26 protein-coding genes are annotated in these 21,392 nt (G+C 66.2%); all 26 read right to left on the minus strand.

Annotation, left to right across the window (positions count from 1 at the left end):
• Positions 1-10: 10 nt before the first annotated feature.
• Positions 11-373: a 50S ribosomal protein L18 gene (gene rplR / locus ACRY_RS12125; protein ID WP_007424189.1), complete on the minus strand. Its 363-nt coding sequence runs from the start codon at positions 371-373 to the stop codon at positions 11-13.
• The gene (gene rplF / locus ACRY_RS12130; protein ID WP_012039717.1) at positions 373-906 is read right to left on the minus strand and encodes a 50S ribosomal protein L6; all 534 of its coding nucleotides are present in this window, start codon (positions 904-906) and stop codon (positions 373-375) included. Before rplF ends, rplR begins: the two co-directional genes overlap by 1 nt.
• Before the next feature lie 12 nt (positions 907-918).
• Positions 919-1,317 (minus strand): 30S ribosomal protein S8, encoded by a 399-nt coding sequence (gene rpsH, locus ACRY_RS12135; RefSeq protein ID WP_007424187.1) that lies wholly within the window; start codon positions 1,315-1,317, stop codon positions 919-921.
• 11 nt (positions 1,318-1,328) lie between these two features.
• On the minus strand, positions 1,329-1,634 hold the full coding sequence (rpsN, locus tag ACRY_RS12140) for a 30S ribosomal protein S14 (RefSeq protein ID WP_007424186.1): 306 nt from the start codon (positions 1,632-1,634) through the stop codon (positions 1,329-1,331).
• 77 nt (positions 1,635-1,711) lie between these two features.
• On the minus strand, positions 1,712-2,269 hold the full coding sequence (gene rplE, locus ACRY_RS12145) for a 50S ribosomal protein L5 (protein WP_007424185.1): 558 nt from the start codon (positions 2,267-2,269) through the stop codon (positions 1,712-1,714).
• 10 nt (positions 2,270-2,279) lie between these two features.
• Positions 2,280-2,600, minus strand: coding sequence for a 50S ribosomal protein L24 (gene rplX / locus ACRY_RS12150; protein ID WP_012039719.1), 321 nt, complete (start codon positions 2,598-2,600; stop codon positions 2,280-2,282).
• Position 2,601: 1 nt separating this feature from the next.
• Positions 2,602-2,970, minus strand: coding sequence for a 50S ribosomal protein L14 (gene rplN / locus ACRY_RS12155; RefSeq protein WP_007424183.1), 369 nt, complete (start codon positions 2,968-2,970; stop codon positions 2,602-2,604).
• Position 2,971: 1 nt separating this feature from the next.
• Entirely contained in the window at positions 2,972-3,244 is a 273-nt protein-coding gene (gene rpsQ / locus ACRY_RS12160; protein ID WP_007424182.1) for a 30S ribosomal protein S17, read from the minus strand.
• Between the two features lie 13 nt (positions 3,245-3,257).
• The gene (gene rpmC / locus ACRY_RS12165) at positions 3,258-3,464 is read right to left on the minus strand and encodes a 50S ribosomal protein L29 (RefSeq protein ID WP_007424181.1); all 207 of its coding nucleotides are present in this window, start codon (positions 3,462-3,464) and stop codon (positions 3,258-3,260) included.
• Between the two features lies 1 nt (position 3,465).
• Positions 3,466-3,882: a 50S ribosomal protein L16 gene (gene rplP, locus ACRY_RS12170; RefSeq protein ID WP_007424180.1), complete on the minus strand. Its 417-nt coding sequence runs from the start codon at positions 3,880-3,882 to the stop codon at positions 3,466-3,468.
• A 15-nt stretch (positions 3,883-3,897) separates the two neighbouring features.
• On the minus strand, positions 3,898-4,575 hold the full coding sequence (gene rpsC / locus ACRY_RS12175; protein WP_007424179.1) for a 30S ribosomal protein S3: 678 nt from the start codon (positions 4,573-4,575) through the stop codon (positions 3,898-3,900).
• Positions 4,575-5,036 carry a 50S ribosomal protein L22 gene (gene rplV / locus ACRY_RS12180; protein ID WP_007424178.1) on the minus strand — a complete coding sequence of 154 codons (462 nt, stop codon included), beginning with the start codon at positions 5,034-5,036 and terminating at the stop codon, positions 4,575-4,577. The genes rpsC and rplV overlap by 1 nt, the downstream gene beginning before the upstream one ends.
• 1 nt (position 5,037) lies before the next feature.
• Positions 5,038-5,316, minus strand: coding sequence for a 30S ribosomal protein S19 (gene rpsS / locus ACRY_RS12185; RefSeq protein WP_007424177.1), 279 nt, complete (start codon positions 5,314-5,316; stop codon positions 5,038-5,040).
• Between the two features lie 5 nt (positions 5,317-5,321).
• Entirely contained in the window at positions 5,322-6,155 is an 834-nt protein-coding gene (gene rplB, locus ACRY_RS12190) for a 50S ribosomal protein L2 (protein ID WP_007424176.1), read from the minus strand.
• Between the two features lie 14 nt (positions 6,156-6,169).
• Positions 6,170-6,466: a 50S ribosomal protein L23 gene (locus ACRY_RS12195; RefSeq protein WP_172637351.1), complete on the minus strand. Its 297-nt coding sequence runs from the start codon at positions 6,464-6,466 to the stop codon at positions 6,170-6,172.
• A gap of 41 nt (positions 6,467-6,507) precedes the next feature.
• Positions 6,508-7,158, minus strand: a complete 651-nt coding sequence (rplD, locus tag ACRY_RS12200) for a 50S ribosomal protein L4 (protein ID WP_007424174.1) — start codon at positions 7,156-7,158, stop codon at positions 6,508-6,510.
• A gap of 10 nt (positions 7,159-7,168) precedes the next feature.
• Positions 7,169-7,843 (minus strand): 50S ribosomal protein L3, encoded by a 675-nt coding sequence (gene rplC, locus ACRY_RS12205; protein ID WP_007424173.1) that lies wholly within the window; start codon positions 7,841-7,843, stop codon positions 7,169-7,171.
• Between the two features lie 15 nt (positions 7,844-7,858).
• Complete coding sequence (rpsJ, locus tag ACRY_RS12210) at positions 7,859-8,167, minus strand: 30S ribosomal protein S10 (RefSeq protein ID WP_007424172.1); 309 nt, start codon at positions 8,165-8,167, stop codon at positions 7,859-7,861.
• Positions 8,168-8,298: 131 nt separating this feature from the next.
• Positions 8,299-9,486, minus strand: a complete 1,188-nt coding sequence (gene tuf / locus ACRY_RS12215) for an elongation factor Tu (protein WP_007424171.1) — start codon at positions 9,484-9,486, stop codon at positions 8,299-8,301.
• Between the two features lie 66 nt (positions 9,487-9,552).
• Positions 9,553-10,029 (minus strand): 30S ribosomal protein S7, encoded by a 477-nt coding sequence (gene rpsG, locus ACRY_RS12220; protein ID WP_007424170.1) that lies wholly within the window; start codon positions 10,027-10,029, stop codon positions 9,553-9,555.
• Between the two features lie 11 nt (positions 10,030-10,040).
• Complete coding sequence (gene rpsL / locus ACRY_RS12225; protein WP_007424169.1) at positions 10,041-10,412, minus strand: 30S ribosomal protein S12; 372 nt, start codon at positions 10,410-10,412, stop codon at positions 10,041-10,043.
• A gap of 388 nt (positions 10,413-10,800) precedes the next feature.
• Positions 10,801-14,967 (minus strand): DNA-directed RNA polymerase subunit beta', encoded by a 4,167-nt coding sequence (rpoC, locus tag ACRY_RS12230; RefSeq protein ID WP_012039721.1) that lies wholly within the window; start codon positions 14,965-14,967, stop codon positions 10,801-10,803.
• A gap of 70 nt (positions 14,968-15,037) precedes the next feature.
• Positions 15,038-19,240 (minus strand): DNA-directed RNA polymerase subunit beta, encoded by a 4,203-nt coding sequence (rpoB, locus tag ACRY_RS12235; RefSeq protein WP_012039722.1) that lies wholly within the window; start codon positions 19,238-19,240, stop codon positions 15,038-15,040.
• A gap of 221 nt (positions 19,241-19,461) precedes the next feature.
• Entirely contained in the window at positions 19,462-19,845 is a 384-nt protein-coding gene (gene rplL, locus ACRY_RS12240; protein WP_012039723.1) for a 50S ribosomal protein L7/L12, read from the minus strand.
• A gap of 72 nt (positions 19,846-19,917) precedes the next feature.
• A complete protein-coding gene (rplJ, locus tag ACRY_RS12245) occupies positions 19,918-20,442 on the minus strand; it encodes a 50S ribosomal protein L10 (RefSeq protein WP_012039724.1) in 525 nt (174 codons plus the stop codon).
• A gap of 257 nt (positions 20,443-20,699) precedes the next feature.
• Entirely contained in the window at positions 20,700-21,392 is a 693-nt protein-coding gene (gene rplA, locus ACRY_RS12250) for a 50S ribosomal protein L1 (protein WP_007424164.1), read from the minus strand.

Raw genomic sequence — 21,392 nt, forward strand, 5'->3', positions numbered from 1 at the left:
GCCCTGCTCCTCAGAAATCCAGACCGCTCTCGCGAGCGGCTTCGGCCAGGGCCTTCACCCGGCCATGATACATGTAGGCGCCACGGTCGAAGACGACCTGGGTGACCCCGGCCTCCTTCGCGCGCTCGGCGACGAGCTTGCCCACCGCCGCGGCGGCCGCCTTGTCGGCGCCGGTCTTCAGCGCCGAACGCAACCCGGCATCGAGCGAGGAGGCCGCGGCCAGCGTGCGGCCGGCGGCATCGTCGATCACCTGGGCGTAGATGTGCTTGCCCGACCGGAACACCGACAGCCGCGGGCGGCCATGCGCCTTCAGGCGGATCTGGTAGCGGAGGCGCTGGCGGCGCCGCGCCTCGTTTTCGTGTACAGCGCTCATTACTTCTTCTTGCCTTCCTTGCGGCGGATCGCCTCGCCCTCGAACTTCACACCCTTGCCCTTGTAGGGTTCGGGCGGACGGAAGGCGCGGAGCTCGGCGCAGACCTGCCCGACCAGACGCTTGTCGATACCCTCGACCTTGATCGAGGTCGGCTTTTCGCAGGTGATCTTGATGCCCTGCGGCACCGGATAGACCACATCGTGCGAGAAGCCGAGATTCATCACCAGGTTGCTGCCCTGGACCGCGGCGCGGAAACCCGTGCCGTTGATCTCGAGCGTCTTGGCGTAGCCCTGCGAAACGCCCTGGACCATGTTGGCCACATTGGCGCGGGTGGTGCCCCACATCATCCGCGAGGCCGCTTCCTTGTCGCGCGGCGACACCGTCACCTTGCCGTCCTCGACCACCGTCTCGACCCGCTCGGACAGGGGCATCTTCAGCTCGCCCAGCTTGCCCTTCGCGGTCAGGATGCCGTCGACCACGGTGATCGACACACCCTGCGGCAGCGCGACCGGATATTTACCAACTCGTGACATGATGCTGCCTCCTCAGAAGACGCGGCAGAGCACTTCGCCGCCGACATTGGCGGTGCGTGCCTCGACATCGCTCATCACGCCGCGCGGGGTCGACAGGATCGACACGCCGAGCCCGGCATAGACGCGCGGCAGCTCCTTGATCTTGGAATACACGCGGCGGCCCGGACGGGAAACGCGGGTGATTTCCTTGATCACCGGCTCGCCGTCGTTGTACTTGAGCTCGATGCGCAGCTGGGCCACACCGGGGCGAAGCTCTTCCTTGGAGAAGCCGCGAATGAAGCCTTCGCGCTTCAGCACGTCGAGCACGTTGGCGCGCAGGTTCGACGCAGGCGCGACGCACACCGCGTGGCGGGCGCGCTGCGCGTTGCGGATGCGGGTGAGCATGTCACCCAGGGGATCAGACATCGACATGTATTATCCCCTTACCAGCTCGACTTGACCATGCCCGGAATCTGCCCGGCGCTCGCGAGGTCGCGCAGCGCGACACGGCAGAGCTTGAACTTGCGATAGTTGCCGCGGGCGCGCCCGGTCAGTTCGCAGCGCAGCCGCACGCGGGTCTTCGCGCCGTTGCGCGGGAGTTGCGCGAGCTTCAGCGTCGCGTCGAACCGGTCCTCCACAGGGAGGGAACGGTCGTTCACGATCGCCTTCAGCGCCGCGCGCTTCGCCGCATCACGCGCCGCCATCTTCTCGCGCCGCTTATTCCGATTGACCTGAGAGGTCTTCGCCATCGTCTTCTATCCTCCGGAACCTGCCGGCACTTCCCGGCGGTTTTCCACTAAATCCGTTTACGCGCCTGAAAATCCGCTCAGTTGACGAACGGAATCTCAAACCCTTTGAGCAGTGCCTTCGCCTCGGCATCGGTCGGCGCCGTGGTCACGAACACGATGTCCATGCCGCGCATGTCGTCGACCTTGTCGTACTCGATCTCGGGGAACACGATCTGCTCCTTGAGACCCATGGCGAAATTGCCGCGGCCGTCGAAACCCTTGCCCGAGATGCCGCGGAAGTCGCGCACGCGGGGGAGCGCGATCGTCACCAGCCGGTCAAGGAACTCGTACATCCGCGCGCGGCGCAGCGTCACCTTGCAGCCGATCGGCAGGCCCTTGCGGATCTTGAAGCCGGCGATCGCCTTCTTCGCCACCGTCTTGACCGGCTTCTGGCCGGCGATCAGCGTCAGCTCGGCCACCGCGGCGTCGAGCTTCTTCTGGTCCGCGGCCGCCTCGCCGACGCCCATGTTGATCACGATCTTCTCAAGCTTCGGCACCTGCATCGGGTTCGTGTAGCCGAACTCCTTCTGCAGCGCCTCGCGCACCACGGTCTCGTAGTGCTGCTGAAGCCGGGTCTTGGCAATGGCCTCGCTCATCGCTCTATCCTCAACCATCGATCACGGAGTCGCTCTTGCGGGCGACCCGGACCTTGCGACCGTCCTCGAGAACGCGGAAGCCCACGCGGGTCGGCTTCTTCGTCTCCGGATCGATCAGTGCAATATTCGACAGATGGACCGGCATCTCCTTCTGGATGATGCCGCCCTGCTCGCCCATGCCACGGGCCTTGGTGTGGCGCTTCGCCACCGCCACGCCCGAGACCACGGCCTTGTTCTCGGCCGGCAGCACGCGCAGAACCTCGCCTTCGCGGCCCTTGCTCGCGCCGGCGATCACGACTACCCGGTCGCCCTTACGGATACGCGCGGCCATATTACAGCACCTCCGGCGCCAGGCTGATGATCTTCATGAACTTGCGCGCGCGCAGCTCGCGGGTGACCGGCCCGAAGATACGGGTGCCGATCGGCTCCATCTGCTTGTTGATCAGCACGGCCGCATTGCGGTCGAAGCGGATCACGCTGCCATCGGCGCGGCGCACCGGGTAGGCGGTGCGAACGACGACGGCCTGGTGCACATCGCCCTTCTTCACCTTGCCGCGGGGGATCGCGTCCTTGATCGAGACGACGATGACATCGCCGACCGAGGCGGTGCGGCGCTTCGAGCCGCCCAGCACCTTGATGCACTGCACCCGGCGCGCGCCCGAATTGTCGGCAACGTCGAGATTGGATTCAACGATGATCATCTCACGCTCCCTGGGCTTCGGCGGCGGCGCCGACCGGCTCGCCGTTGCGCGCGGTCACGAGCCAGGCCTTGCGCTTGCTGATCGGCGGGCACTCCTCGATCCGCACCAGATCGCCCATCGCGCAGACATTGCCTTCGTCATGCGCCGCATACTTCTTCGAGCGGCGGATGAATTTCTTGTAAAGCGGATGCATGACGCGACGCTCGACAAGCACCGTGACGGTCTTGTCCATCTTGTCGCTCACGACCCGTCCGGTCAGGACGCGCTTCGGCATAACTCTAAACCCCTCAAGCCTTGGCCGCGGCGCGGGCGCGCTCGGCCTGAATCGTCTTCACACGTGCAACGTCCCGACGCGCCTTGCGGATCTGGCTGGTGTTCTCCTGCTGGCCGGTGGCCCGCTGGAACCGCAGGTTCAGCTGCTCGCGCTTCAGTTCGAGCAGCATGTCGTTCAGTTCGTCCGGCGTCTTGGTCCGGATGTCGGTCGCCTTCGTCATCTCAGGCCTCTCCGATACGGGTGACGATCTTGGTCTTGATCGGCAGCTTCGCGGCGCCGAGCTTCAGTGCCTCGCGCGCGATGCCTTCGGCAACACCGTCGATCTCGAACATGATGCGGCCCGGCTGGACGCGCGCCACCCAGTATTCCGGGGCGCCCTTGCCCGAGCCCATGCGGACTTCGGCCGGCTTGGTGGAGACCGGCAGGTCCGGGAAGATGCGGATCCACACGCGGCCGGCGCGCTTCATCTGGCGCGTGATGGCCCGGCGGGCGGATTCGATCTGCCGCGCGGTGATCCGCTCCGGCTCCAGCGCCTTGAGGCCGAACTGGCCGAAATTGAGCTGCGTGTTCCCCTTGGCGGTGCCGTGGATGCGGCCCTTGTGCGCCTTGCGGAATTTCGTTCGCTTCGGTGACAACATATTATCTGCTCCGGCTCAGCGCTGCGGCGCCTGTTCGGCGGCGCGGCGGTCCTGCGCCATCGGGTCGTGAGCCATGATCTCGCCCTTGAAGATCCAGACCTTCACGCCGCAGGTGCCATAGGTGGTCTTCGCGGTGGCGACGCCGAAATCGATGTCGGCGCGCAGCGTGTGCAGGGGCACACGACCTTCGCGATACCACTCCATGCGGGCGATCTCGGCGCCGCCGAGACGGCCGCTGCAGTTGATCCGGATGCCCTGGGCGCCGAGGCGCATCGCCGACTGGACGGCGCGCTTCATGGCGCGGCGGAACGCGACGCGGCGTTCGAGCTGCTGGGCGATGTTCTGGGCGACCAGCGCGGCATCGATCTCGGGCTTGCGGATCTCGACGATGTTCAGCGACACGTCGGCCTTCGCCATCGAGGAGAGCTCCTTCTTGAGCACCTCGATGTCCTGACCCTTCTTGCCGATGACCACGCCGGGACGCGCGGCATAGATCGTCACGCGCGGCTTCTTCGCCGGACGCTCGATCAGCACCTTGGAGACGCCGGCGCCGGACAGGCGGCCGAGCAGATGTTCGCGCAACTTGAGGTCGTCATGCAGCAGCGACGCATAGTCGGCGCCCGCGAACCAGCGGCTGTCCCAGGTGCGGTTGATGCCGAGCCGCAGCCCGACCGGATTGACTTTGTGACCCATTACGCAGGCACCCCTTCATTCGCCGCCGGGCTGGCACTTGCCGCCGGCTTGGCCGCGGCGCGCCGGGCGCGGCGGTCGGCCTTGGTCTCGATGTCGCGCTCGGCCACGACGATGCGCAGATGGCTGAACCACTTCTCGACCCGCGCCGCGCGGCCACGGCCACGGGCATGGAAGCGGCGCATCACGATCGAACGGCCGACATCGGCGGTGGTGACGACCAGGCGGTCGACATCCAGCTGATGGTTGTTCTCGGCGTTGGCAATGGCCGACTCCAGCGCCTTCTTCACGTCCTTCGCAATGCGGCGCTTGCTGAAGGTGAGGTCGGCCACGGCCTTGCCCGCCGGCTTGTTGCGGATGGATGCCGCGACGACATTGAGCTTGCGCGGGCTGCAGCGCAGGTTGCGCAGAACCGCCTCGGCCTCGGAGTCGGCCAGCGTGCGCGGATGATTCGGTTTGCTCATGTCAGCCTCGCTTCGCCTTCTTGTCGGCCGCGTGGCCATTGAACGTGCGGGTCGGCGAGAACTCGCCGAACTTGTGACCCACCATGTTCTCGGTCACCTGCACCGGCAGGAACTTCCGGCCATTGTAGACGCCGAAGGTAAGGCCGACGAACTGCGGCAGGATGGTCGAGCGGCGCGACCAGATCTTGATGATCTCGTTGCGGCCCGACGCGCGCGAGGCGTCGGCCTTGTTCAGCATGTACCCGTCGACGAACGGGCCCTTCCAGACGGAACGTGTCATCTCGATCAGCCCTTCCCGACCTTGCGACGGCGGATGATAAGGCCGTCAGTCCGCTTGTTCGCACGCGTCTTCGCACCCTTGGTCGGCTTGCCCCACGGCGTGACCGGGTTGCGACCACCAGAGGTGCGCCCCTCGCCACCACCCAGCGGATGGTCGACCGGGTTCATCGCGACGCCGCGGTTGTGAGGACGCCGGCCCAGCCAGCGCTTGCGACCCGCCTTGCCGAGCTGCTGGTTGGAGTGATCGGGGTTCGACACCGCGCCGATCGACGCCATGCACTCGCCGCGGATCAGACGCAGCTCACCGGACATCAGCTTCACCTGGGCATAGCCCTGGTCCTTGCCGACCAGCTGGGCGAAGGTGCCGGCCGAACGGGCCAGCTTGCCGCCGGCGCCGGCCTTCAGCTCGATATTGTGGACGATCGTGCCAACCGGGATCGCCGAGAGCGGCATCGCATTGCCGGGCTTCACGTCGACCTTGACGCCGGCGACGACCTGGTCACCCACCTTTAGGCGCTGCGGCGCCAGGATGTAGGCCAGTTCGCCGTCCTCATACTTCACGAGGGCGAGGAAGGCCGAACGGTTCGGGTCGTATTCGAGGCGCTCGACCGTCGCCGCCACGTCGAACTTGCGGCGCTTGAAGTCGACGACGCGATAGGCGCGCTTGTGTCCGCCGCCACGGAACCGGACCGTGGTGCGGCCATGGTTGTTGCGCCCGCCAGAGCTGGTCAGCCCTTCGGTCAGGCCCTTGACCGGCTTGCCCTTCCAGAGCTCGGACCGGTCCACCAGCACGGTGCCGCGAAGGCTCGCCGTGACCGGTTTAAAATGCTTGAGTGCCATGTTTCAGTCTCGCCTTACGCCAGCCGCGTCGTGAAATCGATCGACTGACCCTCGGCCAGCGTCACGAACGCCTTCTTGAAGTCCGAACGCCGGCCCGGGCGGCCCTTGAAGCGCTTTGTCTTGCCCTTCTGGACGAGCGTGTTCACGCTCAGCACCTTCACGCCGAACAGGGTTTCGACCGCCGCCTTGATGCCGGGCTTGGTCGCATCGAGCGACACCTTGAAGCCGACCTGGTTTTTTTCCGACAGGGCCGTCGCCTTCTCGGTGATCAGCGGCCCGCGGATGATGTCGAACATCGCCTCGCGCGACAGCACCGGCTTCTTCGGCGCCGCCTTCTTTTCAGCGGTCTCGCTCATGCCGCGATCTCCTCGTTGGCGCCGGCCTTGATGCCGTCAAGACGCCGCTTCAGTCCCTCGAGCCCGGCGGCGGTGATCGCCAGCGTGTCGTGCTGGAGGATGTCGTAGACGTTGGCGCCGACGACCGGCAGCACGTCGATCCCGATCAGATTGCGGCTGGCGCGGGCGAAGCCCTCGTCCACCACCGCATCCACCACCAGCGTGCGGCCCCAGCCGAGCTTCTTCAGCTTGACGTTCAGTTCGCTCGTCTTCGAGACGCCGGCGACCGTGTCGAGCACGACCAGCTTGCCCTCGGCCAGCTTCTGCGACAGCGCCGAGATCAGGCCGAGACGGCGGACCTTCTTGTTCAGCGAATAGCCATGATCGCGAACGACCGGGCCGTGCACGGCGCCGCCGGTGCGGAACTGCGGCGCGCGCAGCGAGCCCTGGCGGGCGTTGCCGGTGCCCTTCTGGCGATACGGCTTCTTCGTCGTGCCGCTGACCTCGCCCATGCCCTTCACCTTGTGGGTGCCGGCACGGCGCTTCGCGAGCTGCCAGTGCACCACGCGGGCCATGATGTCGGCGCGCGGCGTGGCGGCGAAATATTCCTCGGGCAGCTCGGCCTTGCCGGCCGAGCCGGCATCGAGGGTTGAAATGTCGATCTGCATGTCGCTCTCCTCAGGCCTTCAGCGCCGCCGGATAGGCAGCATCGGCCGGGCGGGCCGTCTTGACCGCGTCGCGCACCAGGACGTAGCCGTCCTTGGCGCCCGGCACCGCGCCCTTGATCATGATGAGGTTGCGCGCCTCATCGATCGCCGCGACCTCGAGATTGAGGGTCGTGATGCGCTCGCCGCCGAGATGGCCGGCCATCTTCTTGTTCTTGAAGGTCTTGCCCGGATCCTGGCGGTTACCGGTCGACCCCAGCGAACGATGGCTGATCGAGACGCCGTGCGAGGCCTCAAGGCCGCGGAAGTTCCAGCGCTTCATGCCGCCGGCGAAGCCCTTGCCCTTGCTGATGCCGGCGACATCGACCTTCTGGCCGACGGTGAAATGCGCCGCCGAAAGCACCTGGCCGGCTTCCAGCACCGCATCGTCCGCGACGCGGAACTCGACCAGCCGGTTCGCCGGCTCGACCTTCGCCGCGGCGAAGTGGCCCTTCATCGGCTTCGTCACGTTCTTCGTCTTGGCATGGCCGAAGCCGAGCTGAACGGCCGCGTAGCCGTCACGTTCCTTGGTGCGGGCGGCAACCACGCGCACATCGTCCATGTGCAGCACGGTCACCGGCACGTGGGTGCCGTCTTCCCTGAACAACCGGGTCATGCCCAGCTTCTTCGCGATAATACCGGTGCGCATCACACTCATCTCTGCTCAGATCTTGATCTCGACATCGACGCCGGCCGCGAGGTCGAGCTTCATCAGCGCGTCCACGGTCTGCGGGGTCGGCTCGACAATGTCGAGCAGACGGCGATGGGTCCGGATTTCGAACTGCTCGCGGCTCTTCTTGTCGACATGCGGCGAGCGGTTCACGGTGAACCGCTCGATATGCGTCGGCAGCGGAATCGGTCCCCGCACCTGGGCGCCCGTGCGCTTCGCCGTGTTCACGATCTCCCTGGTGCTGTTGTCCAGCACCCGGTGATCGTACGCCTTCAGGCGAATGCGAATATTCTGACTGTCCATCGTCGAAACCTGCAATCTTTACACGGAACGCCCGGTCCGCCCATTCGGGCCGCGCGCTAGTCCGAACCAAATCCAGCGGCCGCCACCCGGTTGAGACCGGATGGCGGCCGCCTCGCTAACCAGCCAGGCGGTTACTTCGTGATGCTCGCGACGACGCCCGAACCAACCGTCCGGCCGCCTTCGCGGATCGCGAAGCGGAGACCTTCGTCCATCGCGATGGGCGCGATCAGCTCGACGCTCACCGTCACGTTGTCACCCGGCATCACCATCTCGACACCTTCCGGCAGCGTGACCACGCCGGTCACGTCGGTGGTGCGGAAATAGAACTGCGGGCGATAGTTGGTGAAGAACGGCGTGTGGCGCCCGCCTTCTTCCTTGTTCAGGATGTAGACCGAACCGGAGAAGTTGGTGTGCGGGGTGATCGAGCCCGGCGCGGCGAGAACCTGGCCACGCTCGACGTCTTCACGCTTGGTGCCACGCAGCAGCGCGCCGATGTTGTCGCCGGCCTCGCCCTGGTCGAGCAGCTTGCGGAACATTTCGACGCCGGTGACCGTCGTCTTCACGGTGGCCTTCAGGCCGACGATCTCGACTTCGTCGCCAACCTTGATGATGCCGCGCTCGACGCGGCCGGTCACCACGGTGCCGCGGCCGGAGATCGAGAACACGTCTTCGACCGGCATCAGGAACGGCTTGTCCTTCGGGCGCTCCGGCTGCGGGATGTAGCTGTCCACCGCTTCCATCAGCTTCAGGATCGCCTCGCGGCCGAGCTCGGCATTGCTGTCCTCGAGCGCGCAGAGAGCGGAACCCTTGATGATGGGGATGTCGTCGCCCGGGAACTCATACTTGCTCAGCAGGTCGCGGACTTCCATCTCGACCAGCTCGACGAGGTCGGGGTCGGCCATGTCCATCTTGTTGAGGAACACGACGAGCGCCGGCACGCCGACCTGGCGGGCGAGCAGGATGTGCTCGCGGGTCTGCGGCATCGGGCCATCGGCGGCGGAGACGACCAGGATCGCGCCATCCATCTGCGCCGCGCCGGTGATCATGTTCTTCACGTAGTCGGCGTGGCCAGGGCAGTCGACATGCGCGTAGTGGCGGTTCGCGGTCTCGTACTCGACATGCGCGGTCGCGATCGTGATGCCGCGGGCGCGCTCCTCGGGAGCGGCGTCGATGCTGTCATAGGCGCGGAAGGTCGCACCACCGGATTCGGCCAGCACCTTGGTGATCGCCGCGGTGAGCGAGGTCTTGCCATGATCGACGTGGCCGATCGTGCCGATGTTGCAGTGCGGCTTCGTCCGCTCGAATTTAGCCTTGGCCATGGGTTTCTCCGTAACGTATCTGCTTCAGCGCCGTGCTGGCGTGATGGGGTGGAGTCTGACGGTTGCTTACCAGCGGTAGTGGCTGAACGCCTTGTTCGCCTCAGCCATGCGATGCGTGTCCTCACGCTTCTTCACGGCCGCCCCGCGATTGTTCACCGCATCGAGCAGCTCGTTCGAAAGACGGTCTTCCATCGTGTGCTCGCCGCGCTTGCGGGCGGACTCGATGATCCAGCGGATCGCGAGAGCCTGGCGGCGCTCGGAGCGCACCTCGACCGGAACCTGGTAGGTCGCGCCGCCGACACGGCGGGACCGCACCTCGATCGCCGGCTTCACATTGTCCAGCGCCTCGTGGAACAGGCGGACCGGATCGGCATTCTGCCCGCCGCGCTTCTTGAGGCTGTCCAGGGCACCGTAGACGATGGACTCGGCGACCGACTTCTTGCCGTCGTACATCAGCACGTTCATGAAACGGCTGATCACCACGTCGCCGAACTTCGGGTCCGGCAATACTTCGCGCTTGACGGCGGAATGGCGTCTGCTCACGGAAACTCTCCTTACTTCGGCCGCTTGGCGCCGTAGAGCGAACGACGCTGCCGGCGCTTGGCAATGCCCTGCGTATCCAGCACGCCGCGCAGGATGTGGTAGCGCACGCCCGGAAGGTCCTTCACGCGCCCGCCGCGGATCAGCACGACCGAGTGTTCCTGAAGGTTGTGCCCCTCGCCAGGGATGTAGCTCACGACCTCGTAGCCGTTGGTCAGGCGAACCTTGGCAACCTTGCGGAGCGCCGAGTTCGGCTTCTTCGGGGTCGTCGTGTAGACGCGGGTGCAGACGCCGCGCTTCTGCGGGCAGCCCTGCAGCGCGGGCACCTTGTTGCGCTTGGCCCGAACTTCGCGCCCCTTGGCGATCAACTGGTTGATAGTCGGCATGCTCGATCCTGATCCTTCTTGCCGGTTACGCTCTGCCGGGCGCTCATAACAATGCCGCAGGGCGGAGTAATCCCCGCCTGCGGAAACCCAGACCTGCGACCTAAGCCACCCGTTGGGCCGGGTGGCGGCGCCGCAAGCGTGAGAGTAAATGAACGACGCGGCCGGGCGTTACCGGGCCTCGCTGAGGTCGCCACCCTTAAGAGGAGAGCCGCGGCAAGTCAAGCGTTCTGCCCGTCCTGAATCCGTGCGGGGGATGAAAATCGGCAGAATGACCGGCCGTTCTGGCTGCCATGAGCGGAGGAAAAGCCCGCTCCCGCCGGGCGAGAACGAAAAAACGGCTCCCGGTTGCCCGGGAGCCGTTCCGATCGAAGCCCGGTCGGGGCGGAGATTAGTCCGCCGAGACCTCGTCGCGCGCCGGCAGGGCCGGGCGAGTCGCCGCGAGGGTCGAGCGGTCGCGGCCGGCGGCGATGGAGCGCAGACGGCTCATCACGCTGCCGGTGCCGGCCGGGATCAGGCGGCCGACGATCACGTTCTCCTTGAGGCCGAGCAGCTGGTCGGTCTTGCCGGCCGTCGCCGCCTCGGTGAGGACGCGGGTGGTCTCCTGGAAGGAGGCCGCCGAGATGAAGCTGAGCGTCTGCAGGCTCGCCTTGGTGATGCCCTGCAGCACCGGCAGGCCACCCGCCGGGCGTTCGCCCGCGCGCAGCCGGCGCTCGTTCTCCTCGTCGAACTCGATCCGGTCGACCAGCTCGCCGACCAGGTAGGTGGTGTCGCCGGGCTCGGTGATCTCGATCTTCTGCAGCATCTGGCGGACGACCACCTCGATGTGCTTGTCGTTGATCTTCACGCCCTGGAGCCGGTAGACGTCCTGGATCTCGTTGATGAGATATTCGGACAGCGCCTCGACGCCGAGCACGCGCAGGATGTCGTGCGGGACGCGCGGGCCGTCGACCAGCGGGTCGCCGCGGTGGACGTAGTCGCCCTCCTGCACCGAGACGTGCTTGCCCTTCGGCACCAGATACTCGGTTTCCTCGCCGGTCTCGTCGTTCTTCACGATGATGCGGCGCTTCGCCTTGTAGTCCTTGCCGAATTCCACGCGGCCGTCGGTTTCCGCGATGATCGCGTGATCCTTCGGACGGCGGGCCTCGAACAGTTCGGCCACGCGCGGCAGACCGCCGGTGATGTCGCGCGTCTTGCTGCCCTCACGCGGGATGCGGGCGAGCACGTCGCCGGCATGCACGCTGGCACCGTTCTCGACCGAGAGGATCGAGTCGGGGCTGAGGAAGTAGCGGGCCTCGGCGCCGTTGGCGAGGCGCAGCACCTCGCCGCGTTCGTCCTTCAGGATCAGGCGCGGACGCAGATCCGCCCCCTTGGCCGACTGCTTGTAGTCCACCACCACCTTGGAGGTCAGGCCGGTCACCTCGTCGACCCGCTCGACCAGGGTCACGCCTTCCAGCAGGTCGGCGTATTCCACGAGGCCGGCGCGCTCGGTGATGATCGGCAGGGTGTAGGGATCCCACTCCGCGAGCTTCTGGCCGCGCGTGACCGTCTGGTCCTCGTCCACCAGCAGGCGGGCGCCGTAGGGAACGCGGAAGCGGGCGCGCTCGCGGCCGGAGGCGTCGTTCAGCGCGATCTCGCAGTTGCGGCTCATGACGATCGGCGCGCCGGCCGAGTTCGACACCACGTTGCGGTTGCGGATGGTCACCGTGCCGTCATGGCTGGCCTCGACGCTCGACTGCTCGGCGCCACGCTGCGCGGCACCGCCGATATGGAAGGTGCGCATGGTCAGCTGGGTGCCCGGCTCGCCGATCGACTGCGCGGCGATGACGCCCACGGCCTCGCCGATATTGACCGGCGTGCCGCGCGCGAGGTCGCGCCCGTAGCACTTGGCGCAGACGCCGACCTTGGCCTCGCAGGTCAGCACCGAGCGGATCTTCACGCTCTCGACCCCGAGCTTCTCGATATGCATCGAGTCGATCTCGCCGATCAGCTCGTTCGCCTTGACGATCACCGAACCGTCGGCCGGGTCGAGCACGTCTTCCGCCGCGGTGCGGCCGAGGATGCGCTCGGAGAGCGAGGAGACCACCTCGCCGCCATCCATCACCGCGCGCATGGTCAGGCCGCGCTCGGTGCCGCAATCGGCGGTGACGATGATGCAGTCCTGCGCCACGTCGACCAGGCGGCGGGTGAGGTAGCCGGAGTTCGCCGTCTTCAGCGCGGTGTCCGCGAGGCCCTTGCGGGCGCCGTGGGTCGAGTTGAAGTATTCGGCGACGGTCAGGCCTTCCTTGAAGTTCGACAGGATCGGCTGCTCGATGATCTCGCCCGACGGCTTGGCCATCAGGCCGCGCATGCCGGCGAGCTGGCGCATCTGGGTCGGCGACCCGCGGGCGCCGGAATGGCTCATCATCCAGACCGAGTTGGTCGGCTTGCCGGGATCCTGGCGCGAGATCTCGCGCATCATCGCGGCCGCGACCTCGTCGTTACAGCGCGACCAGGCGTCGATCACCTTGTTGTAGCGCTCGCCGGCGGTGATGAGACCGTCGTGATACTGCGCCTCGTATTCCTTGACCTCGGCCTGGGTCTTTTCCAGCAGGCCGTATTTCTCGGCCGGGATGACCATGTCGTCCTTGCCGAAGGAAATGCCGGCCTTGGCCGCCTGGCGGAAGCCGAGGCCCATCAGCCGGTCGCAGAAGATCACCGACTCCTTCTGGCCGCAATGACGGTAGACGGCGTCGATCACGTCCGACACCTTCTTCTTGGTCAGCAGCTGGTTGACCAGGGCGAACGGCACGTCGTGATGCTTGGGCAGAAGCTGGCCGATCATCATGCGGCCCGGCGTGGTCGGGACCACTTCGGTGGTGCGGCTGCCGTCCGGATGGGTGCGGACGACGCGGGCGCGGATCTTGTCGTGCAGCTTCAGATAGCCGGAATCGAGCGCGTGCTCGATCTCGCCCATCGTGCCGAAGAGCGGCGCTTCCTTGTCCTCGACACCGGTGAAGGCCGGAGTTTCGAGCGAGAGGTAATAGAGGCCGAGCACGATGTCCTGGCTCGGCACGATGATCGGCTTGCCGTTGGCCGGGTTGAGGATGTTGTTCGTGCTCATCATCAGCACGCGGGCCTCGAGCTGCGCCTCGATCGAGAGCGGCACGTGGACCGCCATCTGGTCGCCGTCGAAGTCGGCGTTGAAGGCGGTGCAGACCAGCGGGTGCAGCTGGATCGCCTTGCCCTCGATCAGGATCGGCTCGAAGGCCTGGATGCCGAGACGGTGCAGCGTCGGCGCGCGGTTGAGCAGCACCGGATGCTCGCGGATCACCTCCTCGAGAATGTCCCACACCTCGGGACGTTCCTTCTCGACCATGCGCTTCGCCGCCTTGATCGTGGTGGCGAGGCCGTATTTCTCGAGCTTGGCGTAGATGAAGGGCTTGAACAGCTCCAGCGCCATCTTCTTCGGCAGGCCGCACTGGTGCAGCTTCAGCTCCGGCCCGACGACGATGACCGAACGGCCCGAATAGTCGACGCGCTTGCCGAGCAGGTTCTGGCGGAAGCGGCCCTGCTTGCCCTTCAGCATGTCCGACAGCGACTTGAGGGGGCGCTTGTTGGTGCCGGTGATCGCGCGGCCGCGGCGGCCGTTATCGAACAGCGCGTCGACCGATTCCTGGAGCATGCGCTTCTCGTTGCGCACGATGATGTCCGGCGCGCGCAGCTCGATCAGGCGCTTGAGGCGGTTGTTGCGGTTGATGACGCGGCGATAGAGATCGTTCAGGTCCGACGTCGCGAAACGACCGCCATCGAGCGGGACGAGCGGGCGCAGTTCGGGCGGAATGACCGGGACGACATCCATGATCATCCATTCCGGACGGGTGCCGGATTCGATGAAGGCCTCGACCAGCTTTAGGCGCTTGACCAGCTTCTTGCGCTTTGCCTCGGAGGTCGCCTCCTTCAGGTCGGCACGCATGATCGCCCGCTCGGCCTCGAGATCGATGCCGGCAAGGATCGATTTGACCGCCTCGGCGCCGATGCCGGCCTTGAACCCGTCCTCGCCGAACTCGTCCTGCTTCGCGTAGAGATCGTCCTCGGAGAGGAGCTGGTAGCGCTTGAGGTCGGTCGTGTAGGGGTCGAGCACGATGTAGTTCTCGAAATAGAGAACCTTCTCGAGATCCTTCAGCGTCATCTCGACCATCGTCGCGATGCGGCTCGGCAGCGACTTCAGGAACCAGATATGCGCGACCGGCGAGGCGAGCTCGATATGGCCCATGCGCTCGCGGCGCACCTTGGCCAGCGTGACCTCGACGCCGCATTTCTCGCAGATGATGCCGCGGAACTTCATCCGCTTGTACTTGCCGCAGAGGCACTCGTAGTCCTTGATCGGCCCGAAGATGCGCGCACAGAACAGGCCGTCGCGCTCGGGCTTGAAGGTGCGGTAGTTGATGGTCTCGGGCTTCTTGATCTCGCCATACGACCAGGAGCGGATCTGCTCCGGCGAGGCGATCTGGATACGGATCTGGTCGAACGTGGCGGCCTGACCGGTCTGGCCGAGAATCTTCATCAAATCGTTCATGCGATAGTCCCTTTCATCAGCGCGGGACGGGGTCGCCGCCCCGCGCCATGACAAATCCGAACGGTCCTGGTCAGTCCACGGACAGGTTGAGATCGACGTTCAGGCCGAGCGACTTCAGTTCCTTGGTGAGAACGTTGAAGCTCTCGGGCACGCCGGCCTCGAAATTGTCCTGCTCGCGCACGATCGCCTCGTAGACCTTGGTGCGGCCGGAGACGTCGTCCGACTTGACGGTGAGCATTTCCTGCAGCGTGTAGGCCGCGCCATAGGCCTCGAGCGCCCAGACCTCCATCTCGCCGAAGCGCTGGCCGCCGAACTGCGCCTTGCCGCCCAGCGGCTGCTGGGTGACCAGGCTGTAGGGGCCGATCGAGCGGGCATGGATCTTGTCGTCGACCATGTGGCCGAGCTTGAGCATGTACATGTAGCCCACCGTCACCTTGCGCTCGAACTGCTCGCCGGTGCGGCCGTCGCAGACGGTCATCTGTCCGGAGACGTCGAGGCCGGCCTTGGCCAGCATGTCCTCGATGTCGGTGATGCGGGCACCGTCGAACACCGGGGTCGCGATCGGCACGCCCTTGCGGATGTTGCCGCACAGCTCGCGCAGCTCGGCGTCGGACATCGAGGCGATCTGCTCGTTGTAGATCTCCTCGCCATACACGCTCTTCAGCATCGCGTGCAGGCGCTCGCGCTCGGCGACGTCACGCTGATAGGCCTCGACCGCCTCGCCGATCTGCCGGCCGAGATTGGCGCAGGCCCAGCCGAGATGGGTTTCGAGGATCTGCCCGACATTCATGCGCGAGGGCACGCCCAGCGGGTTGAGCACGACATCGACCGGCGTGCCGTCTTCAAGGAACGGCATGTCCTCGATCGGCACGACCTTGGAGACGACACCCTTGTTGCCATGGCGGCCGGCCATCTTGTCGCCCGGCTGCAGCTTGCGCTTCACCGCGATGAAGACCTTGACCATCTTCATCACGCCGGGCGGCATCTCGTCGCCGCGCTGCAGCTTCTCGACCTTGCTCTCGAAACGCTGCTGCAGCTTGTGGACCGAAGCGTCGAACTCGCGCTTCAGCGTCTCGATCTCGGCCATCACCCGATCGTCCTGGACGGTCAGGTTGCGCCAGGCGCCGCGCGGGATCTCGGCGAGCAGCTCGGTGGTGATCTCGGTGCCTGAGCGCACACCCTTGTAGCCGGAGCCGGCGACCTGGCCGAGCAGCTTCTCGCGCAGGCGGTTCAGGAAGGCGCGCTCCTGAATGGCCCGCTCGTCGTCCCGGTCCTTGGCGAGGCGCTCGATCTCGGCGCGCTCGATCGCCAGCGCGCGCTCGTCCTTGTCGACGCCGCGGCGGTTGAACACCCGCACGTCGACCACCGTGCCGTTCACGCCCGGCGGCAGCTTCAGCGAGGTGTCGCGCACATCCGACGCCTTTTCGCCGAAGATCGCGCGGAGCAGCTTTTCCTCCGGCGTCATCGGGCTCTCGCCCTTCGGCGTGACCTTGCCGACCAGGATATCGCCGGGGTTCACCTCGGCGCCGATATAGACGATGCCCGCCTCGTCGAGATTGCGGAGCGCCTCCTCGCCGACATTCGGGATGTCGCGCGTGATCTCTTCCTGGCCGAGCTTGGTGTCGCGGGCCATGACCTCGAATTCCTCGATATGGATCGACGTGAACATGTCCTCGCGCGCGACCCGCTCGGAAATCAGGATGGAGTCCTCGAAGTTGTAGCCGTTCCAGGGCATGAAGGCGCAGAGCACGTTGCGGCCGAGCGCGAGTTCGCCGAGCTCGGTCGACGGGCCATCGGCGATGATGTCGCCGGCGCCGACACGGTCACCCACGCGGACCAGCGGGCGCTGGTTGATGCAGGTGGACTGGTTGGAGCGCATGAACTTGCGCAGGCGGTAGATGTCGACGCCCTGGGTCGTGCCGTCCTCGCCCGTGGCGCGGACGACGATGCGGGCGCCGTCGATCTGGTCGATCACGCCGGCGCGGCGGGCGACGATGGTCGCCCCCGAGTCGCGCGCGACCGGCGCTTCCATGCCGGTGCCGACCAGCGGGGCATCGGACTTGATCAGCGGCACCGCCTGGCGCTGCATGTTCGAGCCCATCAGCGCGCGGTTGGCGTCGTCGTTCTCGAGGAACGGAATCAGCGCCGCGGCGACCGAGACGAGCTGGCGCGGCGAGACGTCGATCGCCGTGACCTCGTCGGGTTTGACCAGGCGGAAATCGCCGTTGCGGCGGACCGAGACGAGGTCTTCGGTCAGCGTGCCGTCGGCGAGCTTCGGCGCATCGGCCTGGGCGACGGTGAGGCGCTCTTCCTCCATCGCCGAGAGATACTTGTATTCGTCGAGCACCTTGCCGTCCTTCACGAGGCGGTAGGGCGTCTCGATGAAGCCGTACTTGTTCACCTTGGCGAAAGTGGCGAGCGAGTTGATCAGGCCGATATTCGGGCCTTCCGGCGTCTCGATCGGGCAGATGCGGCCGTAATGCGTCGGGTGCACGTCGCGCACCTCGAAGCCGGCGCGCTCGCGGGTGAGGCCGCCCGGACCGAGGGCCGAGAGGCGGCGCTTGTGCGTCACTTCCGAGAGCGGGTTGGTCTGGTCCATGAACTGGGAAAGCTGCGACGAGCCGAAGAACTCGCGGACCGCGGCGGCCGCCGGCTTCGCGTTGATCAGGTCGTGAGGCATCACCCCGTCGATATCGACCGAGCCCATGCGCTCGCGGATGGCGCGCTCCATGCGCAGCAGGCCGATGCGGTACTGGTTCTCCATCAGCTCGCCGACCGAGCGGACGCGGCGGTTGCCCAGATTGTCGATGTCGTCGACCTGGCCGCGGCCGTCCTTCAGCTCGCACATGATCTGGATGGTGCGCAGGATGTCTTCCTTGCGCAGCACGCGCACCGTGTCCTCGCATTCAAGGCCGAGGCGCATGTTCATCTTCACCCGGCCGACGGCCGAAAGGTCGTAGCGCTCGGCATCGAAGAACAGGCCGCGGAACAGCGCCTCGGCGGTCTCCGAGGTCGGCGGCTCGCCGGGGCGGATGACGCGGTAAATGTCGATCAGCGCGTCCTCGCGGCTGGCATTCTTGTCGGCGGCGAGGGTGTTGCGGATCCAGGGCCCCTTGGCCTGGTCGATCGCGAGGGTCGGGATCTCGTCGAGCCCGGCATCCTCGAAGGTCTTGAGCTTGGCCTCGGAGATCTCCTCGCCGGCATCGGCGAAGATCTCGCCGGTGTTGGGGTCGAACAGATCCTCGGCGACGTAGCGGCCGATCAGGTCGGCGCGGCTGACCAGGACCGTCCGGGTCTTCACGGCGATCTGGCGGGCGACGCGCGCGGTCAGCTTGTCATCGGCCTTGGCAACGACCTCGCCGGTCTCGGCGTCGACCAGGTCCTCGACCAGCTTGGCGCCGCGGAACGTCTCCGGCTCGAAGGGGCGCGCCCAGGCGGTTTCGCCGTCCCTGGTCCGGGTGCGGGTGAAGGGCACCTTGCCGTAGAAATAGGTAAGGATTTCCTCGGCATCCATGCCGCGGATCTCTCCGATCTCCAGCGACTCGCCCTTCGCCTCGCGGGCGGCGCGCAGCGCCTCGGTGGCGCGGCCTTCCAGCGCATAGAGCAGCGTGGTGACCGGCAGCTTCCGCTTGCGGTCGATGCGGACATAGATGAGGTCCTTGGCGTCGAACTCGAAATCGAGCCAGGAGCCGCGATAGGGAATGACGCGGGCGGCGAAGAGATACTTGCCGGAGCTGTGGGTCTTGCCCTTGTCGTGGTCGAAGAACACGCCGGGGCTGCGGTGCATCTGGCTGACGATGACGCGCTCGGTGCCGTTCACGACGAAGGTGCCGTTGTCGGTCATCAGCGGCATGTCGCCCATGTAGACGGGCTGTTCCTTGATGTCGCGGATCGAGCGGGCGCCGGTGTCTTCATCGACGTCCCAGACGATCAGGCGCAGCACCACCTTCAGCGGGGCCGCGTAGGTCATGCCGCGCTGGATGCATTCCTCGACGTCGTATTTCGGCTCCTCGAGCTCGTAATAGACGAATTCGAGACGGCCGCGGCCGGCGAAGTCGTCGATCGGGAAAACCGACTTGAAGACTTCCTGCAGGCCGGAATTGGTGCGGGAGTCGGGCGAGACGTGCATCTGCAGGAACGCATCGTAGCTTGCGCGCTGCACGTCGATCAGATTGGGCATCGGCGTGGTTTCAGGGATACGCCCGAAGCTCTTGCGGATGCGCTTGCGATTGGTGAAGGAAACTTTGTTCAGGCCACCCGAAATCGCATTCATGCTCAGACCCCGATCTATATTCCAGTGACCGCGCCGCGGCCCGGGGCTACCATCAGCCCGGGCGTCGCCGCGTCAGCGGCGGGAAACCCCGCCAGTCATCAACCGCCGCTCCGCCCTCACCCGAGGCACGCAACGGCAAACGGGCGGAGCGCCAGGGGGCGCCCCGCCAGTTTCAGTCCTGTCGCGCCGCCGGCCCGAAGGCCGTGCGGCGCGGGGTAACATCACTCGATGCCGACAGATGCGCCCTGCTCTTCCAGAACCTTCTTGATCTTCTCGGCCTCGTCCTTGTTCACGCCTTCCTTCACGGTCTTCGGCGCGCCCTCGACCAGATCCTTGGCCTCCTTCAGGCCGAGACCGGTGATCGTGCGGATTTCCTTGATCACGTTGATCTTCTTGTCGCCAGAGGACTTGAGGATCACGTTGAATTCGGTCTTCTCCTCGACCGGCGCGGCGGCAGCGCCACCGCCGGCGGGTGCAGCCGCCGCGACCGCGACCGGAGCCGCAGCCGAAACGCCCCACTTCTCCTCGAGCAGCTTGGAAAGCTCCGCCGCTTCGAGAACCGTCAGGCTCGAAAGCTGTTCAACCAGATTTGCCAGATCAGCCATTGTTCAATTCCTTAGAATAGTCGTTCAGTTGGTTCCATGCAAGCCGGGAGTGCCGGCCCGCCTCATGTCGTCTCAGGCCGCGTCGGCCTCATCCGCCCTGGCATAGGCCGCAAAGACCCGCGCGAGCTGGCCGGCCGGCGCCTGCAGCACGCCCGCCACCTTCGTCGCCGGCGCCTGGATGAGACCCAGGAGCTTGGCGCGGAGCTGATCGAGCGACGGCAGTTCGGCGAGCGCCTTGACGCCGGATGCATCGAGCATCTGCGTCCCCAGCGCGCCGCCGACCAGCACGAACTTCTCGTTGGTCTTGGCGAACTCGACGGCCACCTTCGCCACCGCCACCGGGTCCTGAGACCACGCAAGCGCGGTCGGCCCCTTCAGCATCGGCTTCAGTCCGTCGAATCGGGTCCCTTCCAGAGCGAGGTGAGCCAGACGGTTCTTCGCCACCTTGTACTGCGCGCCCGCTTCCCGCATCTTCACGCGCAGCGCCGTGACATCGGCCACGGTCAGACCGTCATTACGGCTGACCACGACCATCGACGTCTCGGCGAACACCGCGGCGAGTTGGTCCACGAATTCACGCTTCTGTGCGCGATCCACGTCGATCTCCACTCGTCAGGCGGGGTGCGTTTGGACCGCATCCCGCCGGGTTGCCCAAGCGGCCGGGACCATCCCGGCCGCCGTTCGCCTGTCCTCAGATCGGAACCATCGGAACGAAACGCTCCGATCCCCGTCTCCGGTGTGCGGGAGAACTCCCTTCAAGGCTTGCGCCACATACCGTCTTGGACAGGTCCGGAACCGCCGGCGTGAACCGGCCGATCCCGTCATGGCCGGGGCCGAGGCCCCGGCGCATCTCGTCAGGCTGTCAGGCTGCTGACATCCACCCGCACGCCGGGCCCCATCGTCGACGACAGGGCGGCTTTCTGCAGGTAGGTGCCCTTCGCACCCGTTGGCTTGGCCTTCTGGATCGCGTCGACCAGAGCCTTGGCGTTCTCGATCAGCTTTTCGGCCTCGAAGCTCGCCTTGCCGATACCGGCATGGATGATGCCCGCCTTCTCGGCGCGGAACTCGACCTGGCCGGACTTGGCCGCGGTGATCGCGCCCTTCACGTCCATCGTCACGGTGCCGAGCTTGGGGTTCGGCATCAGGCCGCGCGGGCCGAGGATCTTGCCGAGCCGGCCGACCAGGGCCATCATGTCCGGCGTCGCGATGCAGCGGTCGAATTCGATCGTGCCGTTCTGCACCAGTTCGGCGAGGTCTTCCGCGCCCACCACGTCGGCACCGGCGGCCTTCGCCTCCTCGGCCTTGGGGCCGCGGGCGAACACGCCGACGCGCAGCGTCTTGCCGGTGCCGTTCGGCAGGGAGATCAGGCCACGGACCATCTGGTCGGCGTGACGCGGATCGATGCCGAGGTTGAGCGAGAGCTCGACGGTTTCGTCGAACTTCGCGGTGGCATTGGATTTCACCAGCGCCATCGCCTCCACCACCGGGTAGAGCTTCGCGCGATCGACGGCGGACTGAGCCTTCGCGAGCCGCTTGTTCTTTGCCAT

Source organism: Acidiphilium cryptum JF-5 (assembly GCF_000016725.1).
Lineage (GTDB): Bacteria > Pseudomonadota > Alphaproteobacteria > Acetobacterales > Acetobacteraceae > Acidiphilium > Acidiphilium multivorum.

Coding starts and splice junctions, on each gene's coding strand:
- rplL (WP_012039723.1), bottom strand. CDS start 19,845: ATGGCTGATCTGGCAAATCTGGTTGAACAGCTTTCGAGCCTGACGGTT.
- rpsL (WP_007424169.1), bottom strand. CDS start 10,412: ATGCCGACTATCAACCAGTTGATCGCCAAGGGGCGCGAAGTTCGGGCC.
- rplR (WP_007424189.1), bottom strand. CDS start 373: ATGAGCGCTGTACACGAAAACGAGGCGCGGCGCCGCCAGCGCCTCCGC.
- rplN (WP_007424183.1), bottom strand. CDS start 2,970: ATGATCATCGTTGAATCCAATCTCGACGTTGCCGACAATTCGGGCGCG.
- rplD (WP_007424174.1), bottom strand. CDS start 7,158: ATGCAGATCGACATTTCAACCCTCGATGCCGGCTCGGCCGGCAAGGCC.
- rplV (WP_007424178.1), bottom strand. CDS start 5,036: ATGAGCAAACCGAATCATCCGCGCACGCTGGCCGACTCCGAGGCCGAG.
- rplX (WP_012039719.1), bottom strand. CDS start 2,600: ATGGCCGCGCGTATCCGTAAGGGCGACCGGGTAGTCGTGATCGCCGGC.
- rpmC (WP_007424181.1), bottom strand. CDS start 3,464: ATGACGAAGGCGACCGACATCCGGACCAAGACGCCGGACGAACTGAAC.
- rpsQ (WP_007424182.1), bottom strand. CDS start 3,244: ATGCCGAAGCGCGTCCTGACCGGACGGGTCGTGAGCGACAAGATGGAC.
- rpsJ (WP_007424172.1), bottom strand. CDS start 8,167: ATGGACAGTCAGAATATTCGCATTCGCCTGAAGGCGTACGATCACCGG.
- rplA (WP_007424164.1), bottom strand. CDS start 21,392: ATGGCAAAGAACAAGCGGCTCGCGAAGGCTCAGTCCGCCGTCGATCGC.
- rplP (WP_007424180.1), bottom strand. CDS start 3,882: ATGTTGTCACCGAAGCGAACGAAATTCCGCAAGGCGCACAAGGGCCGC.
- rplC (WP_007424173.1), bottom strand. CDS start 7,843: ATGCGCACCGGTATTATCGCGAAGAAGCTGGGCATGACCCGGTTGTTC.
- rplB (WP_007424176.1), bottom strand. CDS start 6,155: ATGGCACTCAAGCATTTTAAACCGGTCACGGCGAGCCTTCGCGGCACC.
- rplE (WP_007424185.1), bottom strand. CDS start 2,269: ATGAGCGAGGCCATTGCCAAGACCCGGCTTCAGCAGCACTACGAGACC.
- rpsN (WP_007424186.1), bottom strand. CDS start 1,634: ATGGCGAAGACCTCTCAGGTCAATCGGAATAAGCGGCGCGAGAAGATG.
- rplF (WP_012039717.1), bottom strand. CDS start 906: ATGTCACGAGTTGGTAAATATCCGGTCGCGCTGCCGCAGGGTGTGTCG.
- rpsS (WP_007424177.1), bottom strand. CDS start 5,316: ATGACACGTTCCGTCTGGAAGGGCCCGTTCGTCGACGGGTACATGCTG.
- tuf (WP_007424171.1), bottom strand. CDS start 9,486: ATGGCCAAGGCTAAATTCGAGCGGACGAAGCCGCACTGCAACATCGGC.
- rpoB (WP_012039722.1), bottom strand. CDS start 19,240: ATGAATGCGATTTCGGGTGGCCTGAACAAAGTTTCCTTCACCAATCGC.
- rpsH (WP_007424187.1), bottom strand. CDS start 1,317: ATGTCGATGTCTGATCCCCTGGGTGACATGCTCACCCGCATCCGCAAC.
- rpoC (WP_012039721.1), bottom strand. CDS start 14,967: ATGAACGATTTGATGAAGATTCTCGGCCAGACCGGTCAGGCCGCCACG.
- rpsC (WP_007424179.1), bottom strand. CDS start 4,575: ATGGGTCACAAAGTCAATCCGGTCGGGCTGCGGCTCGGCATCAACCGC.